Origin of the sequence: Streptomyces sp. NPDC050121, from assembly GCF_044460385.1 — a bacterium.
GTDB lineage: Bacteria > Actinomycetota > Actinomycetes > Streptomycetales > Streptomycetaceae > Streptomyces > Streptomyces soliscabiei.
Map to the genome: position 1 here is coordinate 318,627 of NZ_JBITJV010000001.1, position 19,909 is coordinate 338,535.

General features: G+C 72.2%; 17 protein-coding genes and 6 tRNA genes. 14 read left to right on the top strand and 9 right to left on the bottom strand.

Annotated features, from left to right (window positions below; all coding sequences use genetic code 11):
* The first annotated feature begins 386 nt into the window (after positions 1–386).
* The 3 genes from cobT to ACIBTS_RS01465 all read left to right on the top strand — a co-directional run bounded on the left by cobT (position 387) and on the right by ACIBTS_RS01465 (position 6,746).
* Positions 387–4,463 carry a nicotinate-nucleotide--dimethylbenzimidazole phosphoribosyltransferase gene (gene cobT / locus ACIBTS_RS01455; RefSeq protein ID WP_399315794.1) on the top strand — a complete coding sequence of 1,359 codons (4,077 nt, stop codon included), beginning with the start codon at positions 387–389 and terminating at the stop codon, positions 4,461–4,463.
* A 168-nt stretch (positions 4,464–4,631) separates the two neighbouring features.
* Complete coding sequence (gene cobA, locus ACIBTS_RS01460; protein WP_399315795.1) at positions 4,632–5,864, top strand: uroporphyrinogen-III C-methyltransferase; 1,233 nt, start codon at positions 4,632–4,634, stop codon at positions 5,862–5,864.
* 63 nt (positions 5,865–5,927) lie between these two features.
* Positions 5,928–6,746 (top strand): RNA methyltransferase, encoded by an 819-nt coding sequence (locus tag ACIBTS_RS01465; protein ID WP_079663462.1) that lies wholly within the window; start codon positions 5,928–5,930, stop codon positions 6,744–6,746.
* 11 nt (positions 6,747–6,757) lie between these two features.
* Here ACIBTS_RS01465 and ACIBTS_RS01470 read toward each other — a convergent pair whose 3' ends face one another.
* Positions 6,758–8,161 (bottom strand): protein kinase, encoded by a 1,404-nt coding sequence (locus ACIBTS_RS01470; RefSeq protein ID WP_399315939.1) that lies wholly within the window; start codon positions 8,159–8,161, stop codon positions 6,758–6,760.
* Between the two features lie 568 nt (positions 8,162–8,729).
* On the opposite strand from ACIBTS_RS01470, the gene ACIBTS_RS01475 reads away from it, so the two are divergent.
* The 3 genes from ACIBTS_RS01475 to ACIBTS_RS01485 all read left to right on the top strand — a co-directional run bounded on the left by ACIBTS_RS01475 (position 8,730) and on the right by ACIBTS_RS01485 (position 10,454).
* Positions 8,730–8,924 (top strand): hypothetical protein, encoded by a 195-nt coding sequence (locus tag ACIBTS_RS01475; RefSeq protein ID WP_079663464.1) that lies wholly within the window; start codon positions 8,730–8,732, stop codon positions 8,922–8,924.
* Between the two features lie 204 nt (positions 8,925–9,128).
* Positions 9,129–10,064, top strand: coding sequence for a phosphotransferase family protein (locus tag ACIBTS_RS01480; protein WP_399315796.1), 936 nt, complete (start codon positions 9,129–9,131; stop codon positions 10,062–10,064).
* 81 nt (positions 10,065–10,145) lie between these two features.
* Complete coding sequence (locus tag ACIBTS_RS01485) at positions 10,146–10,454, top strand: zf-TFIIB domain-containing protein (RefSeq protein ID WP_079663466.1); 309 nt, start codon at positions 10,146–10,148, stop codon at positions 10,452–10,454.
* 54 nt (positions 10,455–10,508) lie between these two features.
* Here ACIBTS_RS01485 and ACIBTS_RS01490 read toward each other — a convergent pair.
* The 5 genes from ACIBTS_RS01490 to ACIBTS_RS01510 all read right to left on the bottom strand — a co-directional run bounded on the left by ACIBTS_RS01490 (position 10,509) and on the right by ACIBTS_RS01510 (position 10,963).
* Positions 10,509–10,580 (bottom strand) — tRNA-Val (locus ACIBTS_RS01490).
* 19 nt (positions 10,581–10,599) lie between these two features.
* A tRNA-Val gene (locus ACIBTS_RS01495) sits at positions 10,600–10,671 on the bottom strand.
* A 34-nt stretch (positions 10,672–10,705) separates the two neighbouring features.
* Positions 10,706–10,777, bottom strand: a tRNA-Val gene (locus ACIBTS_RS01500).
* Position 10,778: 1 nt separating this feature from the next.
* Positions 10,779–10,852: transfer RNA gene (locus ACIBTS_RS01505), tRNA-Cys, on the bottom strand.
* Between the two features lie 38 nt (positions 10,853–10,890).
* Positions 10,891–10,963, bottom strand: a tRNA-Gly gene (locus tag ACIBTS_RS01510).
* Positions 10,964–11,151: 188 nt separating this feature from the next.
* Between ACIBTS_RS01510 and ACIBTS_RS01515 the strand changes: the two genes are divergently transcribed.
* The 3 genes from ACIBTS_RS01515 to ACIBTS_RS01525 all read left to right on the top strand — a co-directional run bounded on the left by ACIBTS_RS01515 (position 11,152) and on the right by ACIBTS_RS01525 (position 13,931).
* Positions 11,152–12,204: a chorismate-binding protein gene (locus tag ACIBTS_RS01515; RefSeq protein WP_399315797.1), complete on the top strand. Its 1,053-nt coding sequence runs from the start codon at positions 11,152–11,154 to the stop codon at positions 12,202–12,204.
* On the top strand, positions 12,201–13,022 hold the full coding sequence (locus ACIBTS_RS01520; RefSeq protein WP_319670810.1) for an aminodeoxychorismate lyase: 822 nt from the start codon (positions 12,201–12,203) through the stop codon (positions 13,020–13,022). Before ACIBTS_RS01515 ends, ACIBTS_RS01520 begins: the two co-directional genes overlap by 4 nt.
* An 84-nt stretch (positions 13,023–13,106) precedes the next feature.
* Positions 13,107–13,931 carry a GNAT family N-acetyltransferase gene (locus ACIBTS_RS01525; RefSeq protein ID WP_399315798.1) on the top strand — a complete coding sequence of 275 codons (825 nt, stop codon included), beginning with the start codon at positions 13,107–13,109 and terminating at the stop codon, positions 13,929–13,931.
* Between the two features lie 67 nt (positions 13,932–13,998).
* Here the strand turns inward: ACIBTS_RS01525 and ACIBTS_RS01530 are convergent, their stop codons facing one another.
* A complete protein-coding gene (locus tag ACIBTS_RS01530; RefSeq protein WP_399315799.1) occupies positions 13,999–14,526 on the bottom strand; it encodes a DsbA family protein in 528 nt (175 codons plus the stop codon).
* Between the two features lie 303 nt (positions 14,527–14,829).
* Between ACIBTS_RS01530 and ACIBTS_RS01535 the strand changes: the two genes are divergently transcribed.
* Together ACIBTS_RS01535 and ACIBTS_RS01540 are read left to right on the top strand one after the other, a co-directional pair.
* Positions 14,830–15,276 carry a hypothetical protein gene (locus tag ACIBTS_RS01535; protein WP_399315800.1) on the top strand — a complete coding sequence of 149 codons (447 nt, stop codon included), beginning with the start codon at positions 14,830–14,832 and terminating at the stop codon, positions 15,274–15,276.
* Between the two features lie 224 nt (positions 15,277–15,500).
* Complete coding sequence (locus ACIBTS_RS01540; RefSeq protein ID WP_173877776.1) at positions 15,501–15,653, top strand: hypothetical protein; 153 nt, start codon at positions 15,501–15,503, stop codon at positions 15,651–15,653.
* A gap of 101 nt (positions 15,654–15,754) precedes the next feature.
* Here the strand turns inward: ACIBTS_RS01540 and ACIBTS_RS01545 are convergent, their stop codons facing one another.
* Both ACIBTS_RS01545 and ACIBTS_RS01550 read right to left on the bottom strand, forming a co-directional pair.
* Positions 15,755–16,315, bottom strand: a complete 561-nt coding sequence (locus tag ACIBTS_RS01545; RefSeq protein ID WP_319670813.1) for a CGNR zinc finger domain-containing protein — start codon at positions 16,313–16,315, stop codon at positions 15,755–15,757.
* Positions 16,316–16,647: 332 nt separating this feature from the next.
* Positions 16,648–17,061 carry an SsgA family sporulation/cell division regulator gene (locus ACIBTS_RS01550; RefSeq protein ID WP_004002642.1) on the bottom strand — a complete coding sequence of 138 codons (414 nt, stop codon included), beginning with the start codon at positions 17,059–17,061 and terminating at the stop codon, positions 16,648–16,650.
* A gap of 191 nt (positions 17,062–17,252) precedes the next feature.
* Between ACIBTS_RS01550 and ACIBTS_RS01555 the strand changes: the two genes are divergently transcribed.
* The 3 genes from ACIBTS_RS01555 (at position 17,253) to ACIBTS_RS01565 (ending at position 19,902) form a co-directional block, all read left to right on the top strand.
* Positions 17,253–17,714, top strand: a complete 462-nt coding sequence (locus tag ACIBTS_RS01555; protein WP_399315801.1) for a TIGR02611 family protein — start codon at positions 17,253–17,255, stop codon at positions 17,712–17,714.
* Between the two features lie 136 nt (positions 17,715–17,850).
* A tRNA-Val gene (locus ACIBTS_RS01560) sits at positions 17,851–17,922 on the top strand.
* Between the two features lie 690 nt (positions 17,923–18,612).
* Complete coding sequence (locus ACIBTS_RS01565; protein WP_399315803.1) at positions 18,613–19,902, top strand: ABC transporter substrate-binding protein; 1,290 nt, start codon at positions 18,613–18,615, stop codon at positions 19,900–19,902.
* The last annotated feature ends 7 nt before the right edge of the window (positions 19,903–19,909 follow it).

The following is a 19,909-nucleotide window of genomic DNA, read 5'->3' on the forward strand; positions in this document are numbered from 1 at the left end:
TGCCGGACCGTCGCACATGACCCGCTGCGCCCTCCCCGTGATCCTGTTGTCGTACCGCGCGCGGTAGGCTGGACGATCGTCGTACCCCTTCCGTTCGCCCGGCGCTTCGTCGGTCAATGTCCGGAAAACACATCCCTTTTGGGGGGCGTGTGGTACGGCAGCACCGGAGGGCGCGCAACGTGGCGCAGTCCACAGCGGAGCGTCGCGGATCAAGCTGTCGCGACGCGTCGACGGCCGGGACAATGCCACTGAATGGCTTTGTCGCTTTTTCGGGCGGGTCGTACGTGCCGCTGGGCACGGACGCTCGTTCTTCACTACGGGGCGGGCGGTGCGCCGCTCCGGGTGAGCCGGCCGCAGAAGCACTAACCGATGGGCGAGGGGTACGCATGACCGACACCGGCCAGGTCCCGGGCGAGGGGCTGCCGGAGAACGCAGGCATGGTGGAGCAGCCGGGCGCCTCCGCGCACGGTGCGTACACCTACCTCTCCGAGAGCACCGCCGAGGACGAAGACCTGTTGCTGCTGCCGGGTGCCCAGAGCGCGTGGGGCAACGAGGTGGCGCCGCCGGCCCCTGAGCCGGTGGTCGAGGCGGTGCACGAGCCGGGTCCGCACGAGACCTCCGGCCGCGACAGCGGGTCGGTCGACCTCAGCGCCGTCCGCCTCCCCGGCCCGTCGACGCCCCAGTCGGCCCCGCGCCGCCCCCTGCACCTCGGCCCGCCGATCCCCGACGCCTCCGCCAGCCCGGTCCGCTCCCTCGCCGATCGCGGCCCCGCGGGCGCGCCGGTGCGACAGCCCGGCCCGGCCGCGTCCGGTCCCGAGTACCTCGACGTCCCGCCCGTGCGTGAGATGCCGCAGGGCGCGGCCCCTTGGGGAGCCGTCCAGGCCACGGCCCAGGCGCCCGCCCAGGCCCAGGTCGCTCCCGGGGTGAGGACTGCGGAAACGGTTGCTCCGGCAGTGGCGGTCACGGAACCGCAGCAGGCCGAGCCGGTGGGCGTGGCGCAGGCGGTCGTGGCCCGCGTGGCGACCGAGGCGATCGAGGCGGTCGCCGCGACCGCCTCGGAGGGGAGCGACGCCGACGCCGACGGCGCCCAGGCCGCGCCCGCCGCCGAGACGTACGGAGTCGTCGACCCCGGTCAGGTGTTCGGAGCCGCGATGATGGCGGAGGCCGAGCAGGTTCCCGTCGGCGCGGACGTCGGTGCGGTCGTCGAGGCCGGGCAGGGCGCTGCCGACGTCCCCGTCTCGGGCGACGACCGAACGCCGGACGCCCCCGTCGCGCCGGCGGACGAGCCCGCCGTCCCCTCTGTCGCTGAAGAACAGCCGGTGGACGCGGCGCAGGCGGTACCGGAGGCACCGGAGGCCGTGGAGGCCCCGGCCGTCGCCCCCGAAACCGCGCAGACAGCTGAGCCGGTCGCGGACGAGGCGGTCGAAGCGGTCGAGCCGGTCGCGGTCGAGGCGGCGGTGACCCAGTCGGCCGAGGTGGCAGAAACGGCCGAAGTGGCTGAGTCGGCCGAAGCGGTGGAGGCGGCAGAGCCGGTAGTGGTCGCTGTGACGAACCCCGTGGAGGCGCCCGTCGCCGCTGCGGCCGAGGCCGCGGGGGCGATGCCTGCCGAGGCCGAGGCAGCTCAGCCGCAGCCGCAGGAGCCCGACGCGACCGCCGATGCGAGCGCCGGCGCCGCGCCGGCCCCGGAGGCGCCCGTGGCAGAGCCGATTCCGGTGCCGGATCCGGCCGCCGACGCCGTCGTCGCACCGCAGGTCGTTTCCGAGGCCCCCGTTCCCGACCCGGTCGTGGCCCCCGAGACCGATCCCGCCCCCGAGCCCACGCCCGAAGCCGTTCAGGCTTCCGAGCCCGTGGCGATCGTGACGCCTGAGACGGCGGAACCGGCGGCCCCCGTGGCGGAAGCGCCCGCCGCCGAGGCGGAGGCACCCGCGCCCGGACCGGAGGTCTCCACCGCCCCCGCGGGCGTGCAGTTCATCGACGCGCCCGTCGCCCCCGCCGAGCCGGCCGCCCAACAGGTGGCGCCCGAGCCGACGCCGGAGCCGCAGCCCGGACCGGAGCCGGAAGCGGAGGCCGTCAGCGAGCCTCCCGCCGAGCCCGTCCAAACCACGGACCCCGTGTCCCACATCCCGGACGCCGTCGCCCCGGGGACGGCCCCCCCGGCGGAGCCCGCACCCGAGACCGCGCCCCCCGTTGCCCAGCCCGAGCCCGTCCTCGCCGCAACCGATGCGGAACCGGAACCACAGCCGGAACCGCAGCCGGAGCAGCAGGCCGTGACGGAGACGGCGGTGCCGCCCGTCGAGAGACTCCCCGTGGACGCGACTCCCGCCTCGCCGGTTGCCGCTCCCCAGGACGTCCAACCTGAGAAGCAGCCCCCGACCGACCAGCCGACCCAACCGGGCCAGCCCTTGGGTCAGTTCGTGCCGGTCGAGGGCGCGCAGTTCCCCACGCAGGAACAGCCGGCCCCCGAGATGACGCCGGCCCCCGAGGCGATCGCGGAACAGCAACAGGCCGCCGAACCGGTCGCTGTGCCCCCCACCGTCACGGGCCCCACCGTCACGGTCCCCGCCCCGCGCGGCGCCGACCACGCTTTTGCCCCGGCGACCCCGGACACGGAGCGCGCGACCGCCATCATCGACCCCGATGTCGCACAGAGCCCGGAGGACCTGGACACCAGGGCCGCCGACCAGGAAGAGAGCCCGGCCGCTGCAGTGGAAGAAGCTCGAGAGTCCACCGGCCCCGCCGCGCCCGCGTACGACGACGCCGAGCGCGAGGCCGTCCTGAAGGTCATGCGGGAGCGCCGGGACATCCGCAACGGCTTCCGCAGTGACCCGATCCCGCACGAGGTGCTGTTGCGCGTCCTGGAGGCCGCCCACACCGCGCCCTCGGTCGGCCACTCGCAGCCCTGGGACTTCGTCGTGATCCGCTCGGCCGACACCCGGCGCGCGATGCACGAACTGGCGACGCGTCAGCGCGACGCGTACGCGCTGTCCCTGCCCAAGGGCCGGGCCAAGCAGTTCAAGGAACTCAAGATCGAGGCCATCCTCGAGACGCCGGTGAACATCGTCGTCACCGCCGACCCGACCCGTGGCGGCCGCCACACCCTGGGTCGGCACACGCAGCCGCAGATGGCGCCGTACTCCTCCGCGCTCGCGGTCGAGAACCTGTGGCTCGCCGCCCGCGCCGAGGGTCTGGGCGTCGGCTGGGTCAGCTTCTTCGACGAGCGGGAGATGGTCCGGGCGCTGGGCCTGCCCGAGCACCTCGAAGTGGTCGCCTACCTGTGCGTCGGCTACGTCGACGAGTTCCCGGACGAGCCCGAGCTGATGCAGGCGGGCTGGGCGAAGCGTCGCCCGCTGTCGTGGGTCGTCCACGAGGAGACGTACGGCCGTCGCGCACTGCCCGGCGAGGACCCGCACGACCTGCTCGCCGAGACCGTCGCCAGTGTCCGCCCGCTGGACGCCAAGGCGCTCGGCGAGGCCTGGGAGCGGCAGAAGCGCATGACGAAGCCGGCCGGGGCGCTCGGCATGCTGGAGATCATCTCCGCGCAGCTGTCCGGCCTGTCCCGGCAGTGCCCGCCGCCGATCCCGGAGCCCGCGGCCGTCGCGATCTTCGCCGGCGACCACGGGGTGCACGCCCAGGGGGTCACCCCCTGGCCGCAGGAGGTGACGGCCCAGATGGTCGCCAACTTCCTCGGCGGCGGCGCGGTCTGCAACGCGTTCGCCTCCCAGGTGGGCGCCGAGGTCTGCGTCGTGGACGTGGGCGTGGCCGCCGACCTCCCGGCGACCCCCGGCCTGCTGCCCCGCAAGGTCCGCGCGGGCACGTCCGACATGACCACCGGCCCCGCGATGACCCGCGAGGAGGCCAAGCAGGCCATCGAGGTCGGCATCGAGACGGCCCGCGACCTGGTGGCGGCCGGCAACAAGGCGCTCCTCACGGGCGAGATGGGCATCGCGAACACCACGGCGTCCGCGGCCCTCATCTCGGTCTTCACGGGTGCCGACCCGGCCGAGGTCACCGGCCGCGGCACCGGAATCAACGACGAGACCCTCGCCCGTAAGACCGAGGTCGTCCGCCGCGCCCTGGACTTCCACCAGCCGGACCCGGCCGACCCGATCGGCGTCCTGGCCGCGATCGGCGGCTTCGAACACGCGGCGATGGTCGGCCTCCTCCTCGGCGGCGCGTCCCTGCGTACGCCGGTGATCCTGGACGGCGTCAGCGCCGGCGCCGCCGCGCTGGTCGCGCGCGCCATCGCCCCCGAGGTGCTGGCGGCCTGCATCGCCGGCCACCGCAGCGCCGAGCCCGGCCATGTGGCCGCCCTGAACAAGCTGGGCCTGCGCCCCCTGGTCGACCTCGACCTCCGCCTCGGCGAGGGCACCGGCGCCCTGCTGGCCCTGCCCCTGGTCCAGAGCACGGCCCGCGCCATGCACGAGGTGGCGACGTTCGACTCGGCGGGGGTGACCGAGAAGTAGGACCCGCCGGGGCCCCGGCGGCGGTTGGCGGGCCTGCGCCGGCGGGTCCGCGCCCCTGCGCGGCCCCCGGCCCCGCCGTACCCTGAGCCCACCTCTAAAATCCGCACGTCAGGGCCGCTCCAGAGCCGCAGCGCCCCCCGCCCTTGCTCGTACGAGGAGCCGCACCTCATGGCCGAACACCCCGCCTACCCCGTAGGCCTCCGCCTCACCGGCCGCAGGGTCGTCGTCCTCGGCGGCGGCCAGGTGGCCCAGCGCCGCCTCCCCGCACTGATCGCGGCAGGCGCCGACATCCACCTCGTATCCCCGCAGGCGACCCCCTCCGTCGAGGCGATGGCCGACGCGGCGGAGATCACCTGGCACAAGCGCCCCTACGCCGAAGGCGACTTGGCGGACGCCTGGTACGCCCTCATCGCCACCAGCGACCAGGAGGCGAACACCCGGGCCTCCGCCGAAGCGGAGCGAAGCCGCGTCTGGTGCGTCCGCTCGGACGACGCCGACCGGGCCACCGCCTGGACTCCGGCGACCGGACACAGCGAGGGCGTCACGGTCGCCGTCCTCACCACCGACGCCCGTGGCCGCGACCCCCGCCACACCGCGGCCATCCGCGACGCGGTCGTCGAGGGCCTGCGCGACGGCACCCTCGTCGCCCCCCACCACCGCACCCGCACCCCCGGCGTCGCCCTGGTCGGCGGCGGCCCGGGCGACCCGGACCTGATCACGGTCCGCGGCCGCCGACTGCTCGCCGAGGCGGACGTCGTCATCGCCGACCGGCTCGGCCCGCGCGACCTGCTCGCCGAACTCCCGCCGCACGTCGAGGTGATCGACGCGGCGAAGATCCCCTACGGCCGCTACATGGCCCAGGAGGCCATCAACAACGCGCTGATCGAGCACGCCAAGCAGGGCAAGTCGGTCGTCCGGCTCAAGGGCGGCGACCCGTATGTCTTCGGCCGTGGCATGGAGGAGCTCCAGGCCCTCGCCGAGGCCGGGATCGCCTGCACGGTCGTGCCCGGCATCTCCAGCTCGATCTCCGTGCCGGGCGCGGCCGGCATCCCCGTCACCCACCGGGGCGTCGCCCATGAGTTCACCGTGGTCAGCGGGCATGTCGCCCCCGACGACGAGCGTTCCCTGGTGGACTGGCCGTCCCTGGCGAAGCTCACGGGCACCCTGGTGATCCTCATGGGCGTCGACAAGATCGGGAAGATCGCCGAGACGCTCGTCGCGCACGGCAAGTCGCCCGACACCCCGGTCGCCCTGGTCCAGGAGGGCACGACGGCCGCCCAGCGCCGCGTCGACGCGACGCTCGCGACGGTCGCGGAGACGGTCCGCGCCCAGGAGGTCAAGCCGCCGGCGGTCATCGTCATCGGCGCGGTCGTGACCGTCGGCCCCCGGACATCCGAGTAACCGCGGGTAACACAACCGTTCCGAGCCGTTGGCACCACACCCAGGACAAGGCAGTATCACCCTGTGGCCGATCTCATCACCGTTGAGGACCCCGACGACCCGCGCCTGCGCGACTACACCGGCCTGACCGACGTCGAGCTGCGCCGCAAGCGCGAGCCCGCCGAGGGCCTGTTCATCGCCGAGGGCGAGAAGGTCATCCGCCGGGCCAAGGACGCCGGGTACGAGATGCGCTCGATGCTGCTCTCCGCGAAGTGGGTCGACGTCATGCGTGACGTCATCGACGAGCTCCCGGCGCCGGTGTACGCCGTCAGCCCGGAGCTCGCCGAACGCGTCACCGGCTATCACGTCCACCGCGGCGCGCTGGCCTCCATGCAGCGCAAACCGCTGCCCACCGCCGCCGAACTCCTGCAGAGCGCCCGCCGGGTAGTCGTCATGGAGTCGGTCAACGACCACACCAACATCGGCGCGATCTTCCGCTCGGCCGCCGCCCTCGGCATGGACGCCGTCCTGCTCTCACCGGACTGCGCCGACCCCCTGTACCGCCGCAGTGTGAAGGTCTCGATGGGCGCGGTCTTCTCCGTCCCGTACGCCCGGCTGGACACCTGGCCCAAGGGCCTGGACTCGGTCCGCGAGGCCGGCTTCGCGCTTTTGGCCCTCACCCCGGACGAGAAGGCCCGCAGCCTCGACGAGGCCGCCCCGCACACGATGGACAGGGTCGCCCTCATGCTGGGCGCGGAGGGCGACGGTCTCTCCACCCAGGCCCTGGTCGCCGCCGACGAATGGGTCCGCATCCCGATGTCCCACGGCGTCGACTCCCTCAACGTGGGCGCGGCGGCAGCGGTCGCGTTCTACGCGGTGGCGACGGGCCGCCCGCAGACATAGCCCACAGGCTCTCAGTCCCCCAGCGGACCGCCGACCCCCGACTCCGGGCGGACATGCTGCTGCTCGTGCCCCAGTTCCTGGCCCTGTTCCTGCCGTACGACGTCGTTGTCCCCGCCGAGCCCGCGCGCCGGTCCCTCGCAGCCCTGGACGAGGGCGATGCCGAGCGCGACGAGCAGGGTCACCACGACGAAGACGAACAGCCGCTGACGCAGCAGACGCGGGTTGGCGGGCCGCCGTCCGGTGCCCGTGGTCCTCGGCCCCTGCCGGCCGGCCCCGCCGCGGGGCACCGGCCGGCTGCCGCTGCCGGGACGGGTGGGCCGGGAGCCGGGAGCGGGCCGCGCTCCGGACCGTGACGACGAGCCGCGCTCACCGCCGCCACCGCGCGGGCCGCCGGTCCCGCGAGCGGGAGCCCCGCCCCGGGAAGGAACCGCACTGCGCGAGGACGGCACTCCGTTCCGCGGCGGGGGAGTGCGCGGCCCGCTCGGCTGGCGCAGCGTGCGCTCCGGGTGACCGGGGTCAAAGAGCCGTCCGGTGGGACGGTCCGCCTCGGCGGCCCGCGGCACCGCCGGCCGCGCGTCCGACAGACCCTGCGACTCCCGGGTCGCGATCTCCTTGAGCCGCAGGGAGAGATCGAGGGTGCTTGGCCGCTCCTCGGGATCCTTCGCCAGACAGGCCCGCACCAGCGGGGCCAGCGCGTCCGGAACGCCGTGCAGCTGCGGCTCCTCGTGCACCACGCGGTACAGCATGACCTCGGAACTGCCGTGCCCGAAGGGCGAGTCGGCCGTCGAGGCGTACGCGAGCGTCGCGCCGAGCGAGAACACGTCGGTGGCCGGGGTGACCAGGGCCCCGCGCACCTGCTCCGGCGCGAGGAACCCTGGGGAGCCGACCGCCGTGCCGACGTGCGTCAGCGTGGAGGCGCCCGTCGCCCAGGCGATGCCGAAGTCGATGATCCGCGGGCCCTTGGGGGAGAGCAGGATGTTGGAGGGCTTCAGGTCCCGGTGCACGACCCCGGCCTCGTGCACGGCGACGAGGCCCTCCGACAGCGCGGCCCCGATGGAGGCGAGCTCGGCGGCCCCGAGCGGCCCCTCGTCGTTGACCTTGTCGTGGAGGGAGGGCCCGGGCACGTACTGCGTGGCGAACCACGGCCGGTCGGCGTCCAGATCCGCCGCGACCAGCCGTGCCGTGCACCCGCCCCGGATCCGCCGCGCCGCCGAGACCTCGCGCGCGAACCGCGACCGGAACTCCTGGTCCTCAGCCAGATCGGGCCGGATCACCTTCAGCGCGACCCGCTGCCCCTTCTTGTCGGAGCCCAGGTAGACGACGCCCATCCCGCCCGCCCCGAGCCGCCGGTGAAGCCTGAACGAGCCGACGACGCGCGGGTCCTCGCGCCTCAGGCGCATCATCGCCATGTTCATCCCCGCTGCCCGGTCCGTTTGACGTGGCACAGCTTACGTTTCCACGGCCGTCGGCGCGCAGAGGCCGCGCCCTCTCGTCCCGACCGATTGTCCGTCCCCGGCGGGGGACGTGAAAGGCGGTCAGGGGGCCTGCCGGCAGGCCCACTTCGGCTGCTCAGCGGCGTCAACCACGTGTGACAGAAGGCCGGTTGAACCCATGAAGGGTGACCGTGCCGAGAGGGGAGCCGACGCCGGTGACACGATGCGGACCTACGGGGGGAAGGTCGGCGGAGCGGGCTGCCGGGGGGCCATGCCGGCACGGCGAAGGGCGGTGGAAGTGAGCGAAGTCACTCCGTGATCGGGCACCCTTCCGGGAAGACCCCGAGACCTAGGACCTGGTCTCCACCCAGGGGAGTACTCCGCAGGTCACGGCTCATCCTCCGGGAGGCCCGGCAATCGGTACGAAGGCATGACGACCAGCAGCCGCCACCCGCCTAGATTTGAGGTCAAGCGGCGGGTGCAGCACTCGTCCCCCGAGGTCAGACACCCGCCGCTGCCAACGACAACTGATCAGGTCAGGAGAGGGACCATGGCCCACACGGCACCGCGGACGATGATTCGCACGCAGGGACGCACCACGCGCCCCCGCCGCACGGGTCGCCGCCACCCCCTGGTGGCGACGCTGATGGCCCTTCCCCTGGCGGTCCTGCTCCTCGTCGTCTTCGACGGCTGGGAGACAGTGGCCACACAGGCGTCGTCCGTGGGAGTGATGCTGGGGCGCTGAGCGGCGACCCCAGGCCCGGAAGAGCGGTCCGGGCGGGGACATCCACCCATGAAACCCCGTGGGGACGGGGGTGCGGCGGACGGCAAATAATGCAGGCGCAGCTGGGGAGCTGCGCCTGCATTGCTTTTCCCGGACGCGCGATCGCCGACGGTCCCACCTGCGTACCCTCGCGAGGAGACCGCACGCCGTCGCCCAGGGAGCCCCGTGACCGCCCACCCCCTGCTCACCGAGCTCACGTTCCGAGCCGGAGCGCAGGCTCACGAAACCGACGCGGCCTGTCCGTGCGGCGCGGCCACCCTCGCCGACCGTCCCGACGCCACCGTCGTCCGGCACGCCGGCACGGTCGCGAAGGCGCACGCCCCCGGCACCGAGCCGGCCGACCTCGCCCCCCGCCTCGCCACGGCGGCCCGCCGCCCCGACGTCCTCCTCCCTCCGCTGGCGCCGACCCCGGCCCTACTCCACGGCAGACTCGTCACGTTCTGGCCGTACGGCGCCCCGGTGGACCCGGACGACCCGGACGCGGCCCCCTGGGAAGCCGCGGGCGCCCTGCTCGCCCGCCTCCACCGCGCACCGGCCCCCGTCGCCCTCCCTCCGATGCGCGGCCCCGTCAAGGCCGCGCAGGCCGTGGCCCGGCTGCGGGCCGCCGGATCCCATCCCGCCGTCGTCCCCGTCCTGAACGCCTGGCGTGCGCTGCCCGCCTGGGCCCGCGCCGAGGCCCCCATGCCCGACGCGACGACGCTCTGCCACGGCGATCTCCACCTCGGCCAGCTCGTCCGCCATCCCGCTCCCGACGGCCCCTGGCGCCTGATCGACGTCGACGACCTCGGCGTCGGCGTCCCGGCCTGGGACCTCGCCCGCCCCGCCGCGTGGTACGCCTGCGGGTTGCTGCCGCCCGACGAGTGGACCCGCTTCCTGACCGCGTACCGCGCCGGATCCGGGCCGGCCGTCCCCGGGACGGGCGACCCCTGGCCCGCCCTCGACGTCCCGGCCCGCGCACTCACCGTCCAGGCCGCCGCACGCGCTGTCACCAAGTCGGTGGCGCAGGGGCGGCCGCTGGACGAGGTGGAGCGGTGTCTGATCGACGCCTGTGCCCGAATGGGCTGTGAACCCCCGCAGTTGGCGACAGGCTTCGCGAAGTAGGGTGCAACCGACCGCGGCCGGACAGTGTCTGTCCTGGCGGTACGCGAAACAGGACCGACCGGCGAGGAGTTGAGCCGAACCATGCAGTGCCCGAAGTGTCACGCTCAGATGCACACGTACAACCGCAACGGCGTCCAGATCGAACAGTGCAGCAACTGCCGCGGGATCTTCCTCGACTACGGCGAGCTGGAGGCGCTGACCCGGGTGGAGGCCCAGTGGTCCCAGCCGGCGCCGCCGCCCCCGGCCGCCCCGCAGGCGTACCCGTCGGCCCCGGTCGCGCCCGCCTGGGGCGCCCCGCACGGCGGCGGTCACGGCGGTGGGCACTACGGCGGTCACCACGGCGGCCACAACCGGCACAAGAGCTTCGGCCACATGCTGTTCTCCAGCTGACCCGGCACACGGAAGAGCCCCCGACCGCGAAGGCGGCCGGGGGCTCTCGGCGTGTGGACGATACTGGGATTGAACCAGTGACCTCTTCCGTGTCAGGGAAGCGCTCTCCCGCTGAGCTAATCGTCCGGGAGGGGGTGGTGCTGCGTGCGCGATACTGGGATTGAACCAGTGACCTCTTCCGTGTCAGGGAAGCGCTCTCCCGCTGAGCTAATCGCGCGGGGCAGATCTCAGACCTTCCGGCCAAGATCCAGTGGACGATACTGGGATTGAACCAGTGACCTCTTCCGTGTCAGGGAAGCGCTCTCCCGCTGAGCTAATCGTCCTTGGAGGTGGAGACGGGATTTGAACCCGTGTAGACGGCTTTGCAGGCCGTTGCCTCGCCTCTCGGCCACTCCACCAGGAGTGTAGGGGACCTGGAAGACCCCTTCTTCCTTCGAGCGGACGACGAGGCTCGAACTCGCGACCTCAACCTTGGCAAGGTTGCGCTCTACCAACTGAGCTACGTCCGCTTGTCGTTTCGGTCGGCTCTCGCGTCCCGGCGACGTGTTGAACTCTAGCGGATTCCCGGGCCAGTACAAAAACGCGTTTGTGCAGCGTGCTGCGCTGCGCCCACTCGCGGACCTGGTCAGGCCGCTCGGGCGGGACAAGCGGGACATGCCCGACCCGGCCCCGACGGAGTCGCCATAGACTCGACAACGTGCTCGATCTCCCTCCTCTCGCCCGTTTCGGCGGCCGCGTGGCCACCGGCCTCCTTGACGTCACCAGCGATCCCGCGGCCCTCGACTCCGCCGGTTTCTGGGCCGTTTGCGCCGACTTCGAGGGCCGTTTGACCTGCGCACGGTTCGCCGATGTACGCGAGGAGCCGGTGCCCGCTCCGGTCCCGGGGGCGTGGCGGGGGCCCGCGGCCGGTGACTGGACGTCCTCCCTCGACCGCGCCGGGTACACGGCCGGGGTGCGCCGCATCCGCGAGCACATCGCCGCCGGTGAGGTGTACCAGGCCAACCTCTGCCGCGTCCTGACCGCTCCCGTGGCGGCCGACGCCGACGTGGACGCGCTCACCGCCCTGTTGGCCCGGGGCAACCCGGCACCATATGCAGGAACGATTCGGCTGCCTGCCCACGGCATAGAGACGGCCACCGCCTCCCCCGAGCTCTTCCTGCGCCGTGCCGGGAGGGTCGTCGAGTCCGGGCCCATCAAGGGCACCGGGCGCACCGAGGCGGACCTCCTCGACAAGGACTACGCCGAGAACGTGATGATCGTGGACCTCGTCCGCAACGACATCGGGCGCGTCTGCGCCACCGGCAGCGTGAGCGTTCCCGACCTGTGCACCGTCGAGAAGCATCCGGGCCTGGTCCACCTCGTGTCCACGGTCCGCGGCGAGCTGCGCGACGGCGCCGGCTGGCCGCACCTGCTCGACGCCGCCTTCCCGCCCGGATCGGTCACCGGCGCCCCCAAGTCCAGCGCCCTCGGCATCATCGACGCCCTGGAGACGGCCCCCCGCGGCCCCTACTGCGGCGGCATCGGCTGGGTCGACGCCGACCAGGGGACGGGCGAGCTGGCCGTCGGCATCCGCACCTTCTGGATCGACCGCGCCGCCGACGGCGCGGCCGTGCTGCGCTTCGGCACCGGCGCCGGCATCACCTGGGGTTCCGACCCCGAGGCCGAGTGGGAGGAGACCGAGCTGAAGGCGTCGCGACTGCTCGCGGTAGCGTCGGGAGCGTACGAGGTGAGTGAAGGGACGCTTACGTGAAGATCTGGCTCGACGGCGGGCTGCAGGACTCCGAGTCCGCCCGTGTCTCCGTCTTCGACCACGGGCTGACCGTGGGCGACGGCATCTTCGAGACGGTCAAGGCGGTGGACGGCACGACGTTCGCGCTCACCCGCCACCTCGACCGGCTGACCCGCTCCGCACGCGGCCTCGGCCTGCCCGACCCCGACCACGACGAGGTCCGTCGCGCCTGCGCCGCCGTCCTGGAGGCCAACCCGATGCCGCTGGGCCGGCTGCGCATCACCTACACCGGAGGCCACGGCCCCCTCGGCTCCGACCGCGGCGACCACGGGCCCACCCTCGTCGTCGCCCTCGGCGAGACCGTGCGGCGCGCCGACTCCACGGCGGTGGTCACGGTGCCCTGGACCCGCAACGAACGCGGCGCGCTCACCGGCCTGAAGACGACCTCGTACGCCGAGAACGTCGTCGCCCTGGCCCGTGCCCACCAGCACGGCGCCACCGAGGCGCTGTTCGCCAACACGGTCGGACGGCTCTGCGAGGGCACCGGGTCCAATGTCTTCGTCGTCCTGGACGGCGAGATCCACACCCCGCCGCTCGCCTCGGGCTGCCTCGCGGGCATCACCCGTGAGCTGACCGTCGAGTGGACCGGCGCCAAGGAGACCGACCTTCCGCTGGACGTCCTGGAGCGGGCGGACGAGGTGTTCCTCACCTCCACCCTGCGCGACGTCCAGGCCGTCCACCGCGTCGACGACCGCGAACTGCCGGGCACGCCGGGGCCGGTGACCGCCAAGGCGATGCGGATCTTCGCCGAGCGGGCCGGGGACGACCTCGACCCGTAGAGGCCAGGGGGTCCACGGCGTCGAATCAGCAAGACCCCGGAAATCAGGCTGACGTTTCGCTCCACGGCGGGTAGAAAGCCCCTGATGACCACGACTCTGCGGCCGACCGAGCCGCTTCAGCGCACCGCCGACGGGGCACTGTCACGCCACTACCGGGTGTGTGTGAACAGCCGTCCCGTCGGGGCGCTCCGCGTCCTGACGTCCCCGGGCTTCGGGCCCGGCGTCGCCCGGATCGAAGACCTGCACATCGAGGAACCGGACCGCGGGCGCGGCCGGGGCACGGTGGCCGCGCTGGCCGCCGAGGAGGTGGCCCGCGGCTGGGGCTGCAAGCGGATCGACGTCAGGGTGCCCGCCGACGCGCAGGCCGCGCTGCGCCTGGCGACGGCGCTCGGCTACGTTCATCGCAACCGCGGCATGGAGAAGCCCCTCGGCGCCACCGCCCCCGGGCTGCCCGAGGGCAGCCGGGCGAGGCCGATGACGGAATCCGAGTACGGCGCCTGGTTCGAGCGCGGCCTCGCGGAGTACGCCCGGGACTGGCAGGAGCGCGGGGTGCCCGAGGACGAGGCGTGGGCCAAGTCGCGACGGGATCATGAACTACTGCTGCCGCAAGGTCTGGCGACGGAGAACATGCTGTTCAGCGTTCTGGAGCACGAGGGCACCCGGGTCGGCACCCTCTGGGTGTCGCTCGCCGACGACAGGGCGTTCGTGTTCGACGTCGAGGCCGACGCGGCCTTCCGTGGCCGGGGCCACGGGCGTTCCCTGATGCTGCTGGCCGAGGCCCAGGCGATAGCGGCCGGCAAGCGGCTCCTGGGTCTCAACGTCTTCGCCGACAACACCCCGGCCGAGCGGCTGTACGAGTCGCTGGGCTATGTGCCGGTGAGCTACTCGATGTACAAGAACCTGCTCTGAACCGATCTGCTCTGAACCCGTCTGCTCTGAACCCGTCTGCGCGGAGCCGGCCTGCGCGGAGCCGGCCTCACGCCTGTTCGGCCAGCAGCCGGTCGGCGATCTCCTCGATCCGCTCCCGCAGCCCCTCCTGGCGCTTGCCGCCGTCGAGACGCTCACCGCCGATGACGTACGTCGGGGTCCCGGTGACGCCGATCGCCTTGCCCTCGGCCTGGTCGGCGTCCACGATCAGGATGTGCCGGCCGTCGATCAGCGCGGTGTCGAACTCCTCGGCGTCGAGCCCGAGTTCACCGGCGACCTCGACCAGGAAGGGCTCCCCCTCACGGTCCAGCTCCGCCACCCGGCCCAGCACGGCCTCGACGTACGGCCACCCCTGCCCCTGTTCCAGGGCCTCCTCAGCGGCCTGCGCGGCGGCGAAGGCGTGCTGGTGCTTCTCCAGCGGGAAGTGCCGCAACCGCAGCTCCAGCCGGTCGCCGTAGCGCTCGCGCAGGGCGCGCAGATCGTCGAGGGCGCCACGGCAGTCCGGGCACTGCAGCTCGCACCAGACGTCGAGGACGACGGCACGGGTGGGGGAGGAGGTCGGGGACGAGTCGCTCATGACGCCAGTCTCCCAGCCCCGGCCCGACCGCCCCAATCCGGATCACCGCCGCACTTCACACGGACCCGCTCGCTGCCCACGCAGACCCGCTCGCCCCCGGGCAGCGTCCCATGGGGAACCCCGACGGAGGAGGATGTGCGGCACCTGCGGAGGAGCCGACCCGGAGATGTCCCTGATGTCCGGCCGGAGCGTGGCCCGCGAGCGGTGCGCAGGTGCAGGATGGAAGGGACGAAGCGTCGGCCTGCCGGCATGGCGCCGAGTCGCTCTGAATCTTGCCCGAGTGAGCCACGCCTGGAGGACCGGATGATCGCCGAGACAGTCTGTTCCGCCGTCGCCGCGGCCGGCCTGGGCATCGCGGTCGTCACGGCCTACCGCAAGCGCTTCCTGTCGGCCGCCCGCATCGCGGCCTACTCCCTGGTGCCGCTGGGCCTGGTGATGACCGGCGTCGTCGGATGGGTCGCCGACACCGCCTTCAGCCCCACGGCCTGGGCGGGCTTCGCCGTGCTCGGCGGCGCCTGGGCCCTGTTCGCCACCACCCGTGCCGTGGAGCGCCGCCGCGGCGGCACCCGCAAGGAGCGCAAGGCGGCGGCCCGCTCCGCACAGTCCGAGGCAGTGGCCCCCACCGCCTCGGCGCCCTCGCTGGGCCAGGCCTCCCGCCCGGCGTCCCGTCCCGCAGCCGCACCCCGGGCGACCGGCGGTTCCGACGACTTCAGCGACATCGAGGCCATCCTCAAGAAGCACGGCATATGAGGCACGCGCAGAAGCCGGGGCCGCACCCGTCGCGGCCCCGGATGAGACCCCGGCCAGGGGATGCGGCCGTGACGCGGGCTCGTGTGGAAACGACACAGTCGGCCTGACCGCGCGCGGAAATGATCACGGCCTGAAACCGACGTCACGGAATCCGGCGAACTCCCGCTCAATCTGTGCGTGTTGATCGCACAGGGGGTGTCACCTGCGTCATCATCGCCCGCGAGATGCTGGACACGACACAGAGCGACGCCGCGCCGCCCAAGGACGAGCCGCGCGGGTGCCTCTTCGCCCTTTCCCAGCCACCGCTGATGATCTTCCTAGCGGTGATCGGGTGTCTGCTGCTCATGGCTTCGCTGCACGACCTGCTGCTGCTCTGAGCCGTACCCGCGGTCCCCGGCGTCACCCGCCGGGGCCGCGTCGGCATCGACCGACCCGGAGGACCCCCAGGAGCCTCGACGGCCCCTGCGCCTGGGACTCCTCAGCCCGCGGCCTCCTTGCGGCGTGCCCGGTAGGCGGCCACATGGAGGCGGTTGCCGCAGGTTCGACTGTCGCAGTACCGGCGGGACCGGTTGCGGGAGAGGTCGACGAACGCACGTCGACAGTCCGGGGCCTCGCAGCGCCGCAGCCGCTCCTGCTCCCCGGCCACCACGAAGAACGCCAGCGCCATCCCGCAGTCGGCCGCCAGATGGTCGGCGACCGAGGCGCCCGGTGCGAAGTAGTGCACATGCCAGTCGTAGCCGTCGTGATCGGTGAGGCGCGGCGTGGTGCCCGCGGCGGCGACCAGCTCGTTGATCAGACCGGCGGCAGTGCGGGGATCCGAGGCCGAGAAGATCGCGGCGAACCGCCCGCGGACCTTGCGCACCGCCGACAGGTCGAACTCGGAGAGCACGCCGACGTCACTGAAATCGTGCGTTCGTACGAAATTCTCGAGGGCGGCGACATCCGGCAGCGCGTCCGGTGCCGTGTCGTCCTCCGGTGCGGTGTTCACCAGATCCACCACGGCATCGAGCGCACACCGGGTGTCGTGGGTGATCAGCACATTTCGCTCCCTGGCCTGGAGGGTCGGGCGGGCGCCCGCCGATGCTGGCCGATGGTAGCCGCACCGGGCCGCCGAACCACGGCCGATCGCGGCCCGGATCCCGTGGCCGTCCGGTGCCGGAGGGGTTGGGCGCCGCCTGACGGAAGGCCGGAGCACCGGGTTCCGGCAGCCCCCACGATTGCGGGGAGCGCCGTCCGGGCGTGCCGCACGCACGCCGACGCCGCCCCACGGGAAGCCCGTGGCGCGGCGTCGGCGCATGCCCTATGCGGTTGTATGGGCCCGAGCCGTCTCCCCGAGTGGACGGCGCCGGGCGGCATGGTGTGAGCCTCGCCCTAGCTTTCCGCCAGGATGTGCGAGAGCTCCTGATCGAGATCGAAGTGCCGGTGTTCCGTGCCCGGGGGCACGGCCGCGTCCGTCCGCTTCAGGAAGGACTCCAGGGCCCGCGCCGGGGCTTCGAGCAGGGCCTCGCCCTCAGGAGAGCTCAGGGCGATGCAGACGACGCCCTGACCGTGGCTGCGCGACGGCCAGACACGGACGTCGCCGGTTCCCGTGGGCCGGTGCAGGCCCTCGGCGAGGAGGTCGCGGGCGAACACCCACTCGACGGTCTCCTCGGCTCCGGTGTGGAAGGTGGCGTGCACGGCGTAGGGGTCGGCCGTGTCGTACCGCAGGCCTGCGGGGACAGGCAGGGAGGACTCGCTCGACACAACGAGGCGCAGGTGCAGCTCGCAGCTGACCGTGGTGTTCATAAGCGCCAGGGCCTTTCGCTCAGTGTGCGCTCGGGGATTCGCACGTCGGCGAAATCGACATGCCACCTACGGTGCCGTTGTAAACCCCTCTGCGTGTTTTGCGTGCCTTTACGTAACTCTTCCGGCCGAGGGCTCGTTCGCGAAGTACCACCATTCCGGTGACCGGAATCTCTCGGGTAGGGTCTGGGTGTATGAATACGGGGAGTAACGAGCCGGGTGAGGCGGTCGTGGCACTGGACGGGGCGAAGCCGGACGGGACGGCGGAGGGGTCGCACACTCAGGGGCTCGGCTCCCGGGCGCCCGAGTTCGTCAAGGCGCGCCGCATGCTGCATCTGAGCTGGCAGGTCGGCGTCTTCGTGATCGGCCTCGCCGTGGTGGCCGCCGGCATCGTCATGCTGCCGCTGCCCGGTCCCGGCTGGGTCGTGATCTTCGGTGGCATGGCGATCTGGGCGACCGAGTTCGTCTGGGCCCAGCTGGTACTGCGCTGGACCAAGCGCAAAGTCACCGAGGCGGCACAGCGAGCCCTCGACCCGAAGGTGCGGCGCCGCAACATCATCCTCACCGTCGTCGGTCTGGTGATCATCGGCGTGCTCATGGGTGTCTACCTGTGGAAGTTCGGTCTGGAGATGCCCTGGAAGATCAAGGACCAGTGATCTTCGGAAGACCGCGGACCAGTGATCTTCGGTTGACCTTCGGCCGGGCCTCCGGCGATCTTCGGCGCGAGCCTGAAGGCCGGTCGGTCGTGGTCACGGCCACCCCCTGACATGGGGTAATGTTCTTCCTGCGTCCGGGCGATTAGCTCAGTGGGAGAGCGCTTCGTTCACACCGAAGAGGTCACTGGTTCGAACCCAGTATCGCCCACCCGGACCGGCGGCCCGTCTGCGAGAGTGCAGACGGGCCGCCGTCGTTCGCGCCACAGCACCCTTCCGGCGTCCGCTCGTGCCGGTGCCGACGCTGCTACCGACGCCGACGCTGCCGATACCGCCTCTGATGCAGCTACCGACCCGGTCACCGCGCCCCCTTCGGCGACTGCGAGGGCGGTTGGCGATGTCGCGGCCGACGGCGAGCGGCAACGGCGGGGCAACGGTACGCAGTCATTGCGCCCCCGATCACCCCCTTCGCGCCCCTTGCGAGCCCTCGTCGTTACCTCGTCGCGCACCTCTTCCTCACCCGCCGCGGGGCATTCCCGCCTCGCCCCATCGTGCCCCACCGCCCCCCGCCTTCACACCGTCAACTTCTTTCCTGACTCACAACATCCACCTCACCACCCCCGCAACCCCCAACCCGCCAGGCGGATTTGGGCCTGCCGCTTCGTCCCCCTGACGGGTGATCACTGGTTCGGATCGCCGAACAGAAGCCCCCCACCTGCGAGTTCGTCCCTCCGGAAGAGCCGCAGCCTCCGGTCTCCCCCCGCGCTCCGCGGGGCCCTCGCGCAAGAAATTCCTGTCCGAATCATTGACGCTCTCTCAACCCCCTCGTACCTTGTGCCAGCAAGCGCTTTCTTGAAACGATTCATGCAAGCGGCAACGACGCTGCGGGGAGGGCCCGACTGTGGGAACCAGCAGGAATGTTGAGAGGCGAACGATCCTGAAGGCCGCGGGGGCGACGGCGGCCACTCTGGGCCTGGCCGCGACCACGGGGTGCGGGGGGGACAGCGGGACTTCCGCGGACGGGACGGTGACGATCCGTTACGCGTGGTGGGGTGGCGAGCCGCGCACCATCGCCATCAAGAAGACGATCGCGCTCTTCGAGAAGAAGTACCCGAAGATCAAGATCAAGCCCGAATTCACCGACTACGAGGCGTTCTGGGAGAAGTTCCAGACCCAGGCCTCCGGCGGGAATCCGCCGGATGTTTTCCAGAATGCGGTCGGCTTTCTGCGCAAGTACGACAAGCGCGGCGTTCTGATGGATCTCAAGTCGCAGGCGGACGCGGGGAATCTGAGCCTGGATAACTTCCGCAACGGCGTTCTGGCGAACGGTCAGGTCGACGGCAAGCAGATCGGCATACCCGTCGGCGCCAACACCATGTCGCTCGTCATCGACCTCAAGGCCTTCAAGAAGGCCGGCGTGGAGGCGAAGTTCGGCTGGACCTGGGACGAGTACTTCGCCGCGCTGCAGACGATCCAGGACAAGGCGAAGATCGCCGGTGACACCGGCTACTGCGCCATCATGTACCTCTACGACCTGTACCTGCGGCAGAACGGCAAGGCCTTCTACACCGACACCGATCTCGGCTTCACCGAGGCCGATCTGACGCAGTGGTGGGAGGACGGCTACAAGCGTGTGAAGTCCGGGCTGGTCGCCGATCCGAAGAAGATCGAGCAGGTCAAGCCGAAGTCCGGTCTGTCGGCGGGCCTCGCCGCGTCCGAGTTCACCTGGGACAACTTCTCCATCCGCTACCAGGGCGAGGGCGATTCGGACTACGGCCTCGCGCCGATCCCCACCATGGACGGCAAGCACACCGGCCAGTACCTCGGCTCGCTGATGCTCAGTGCCTTCTCCGGGACCAAGCACCCCAAGGAAGTCGCCCAGTTCATCGACTTCATGGTCCACGACCCCGAGGTCGGCAAGATCATGGGCTACGACCGGGGCATCCTCGCCACCACCGAGCAGTACGACGCCTTCAAGCCGACCGACCCCAACAACAAGGGCGTCGCGGCCTACGAGGACGAAGTCGCCAAGGCGGGAGTCCTCGGCAAGATCACCCCGCATCCGTCCGGCGCGGACGTCATCGAGGCGGCCTTCCTGCGGCTCGGCGGTGAGGTCACCCAGGGCAAGACCAAGCCGGCCGACGCCGCGAAGGCGCTGTTCAGCGAGGCCAAGGCCGCGTTCGCGGGCTGAGGGGACG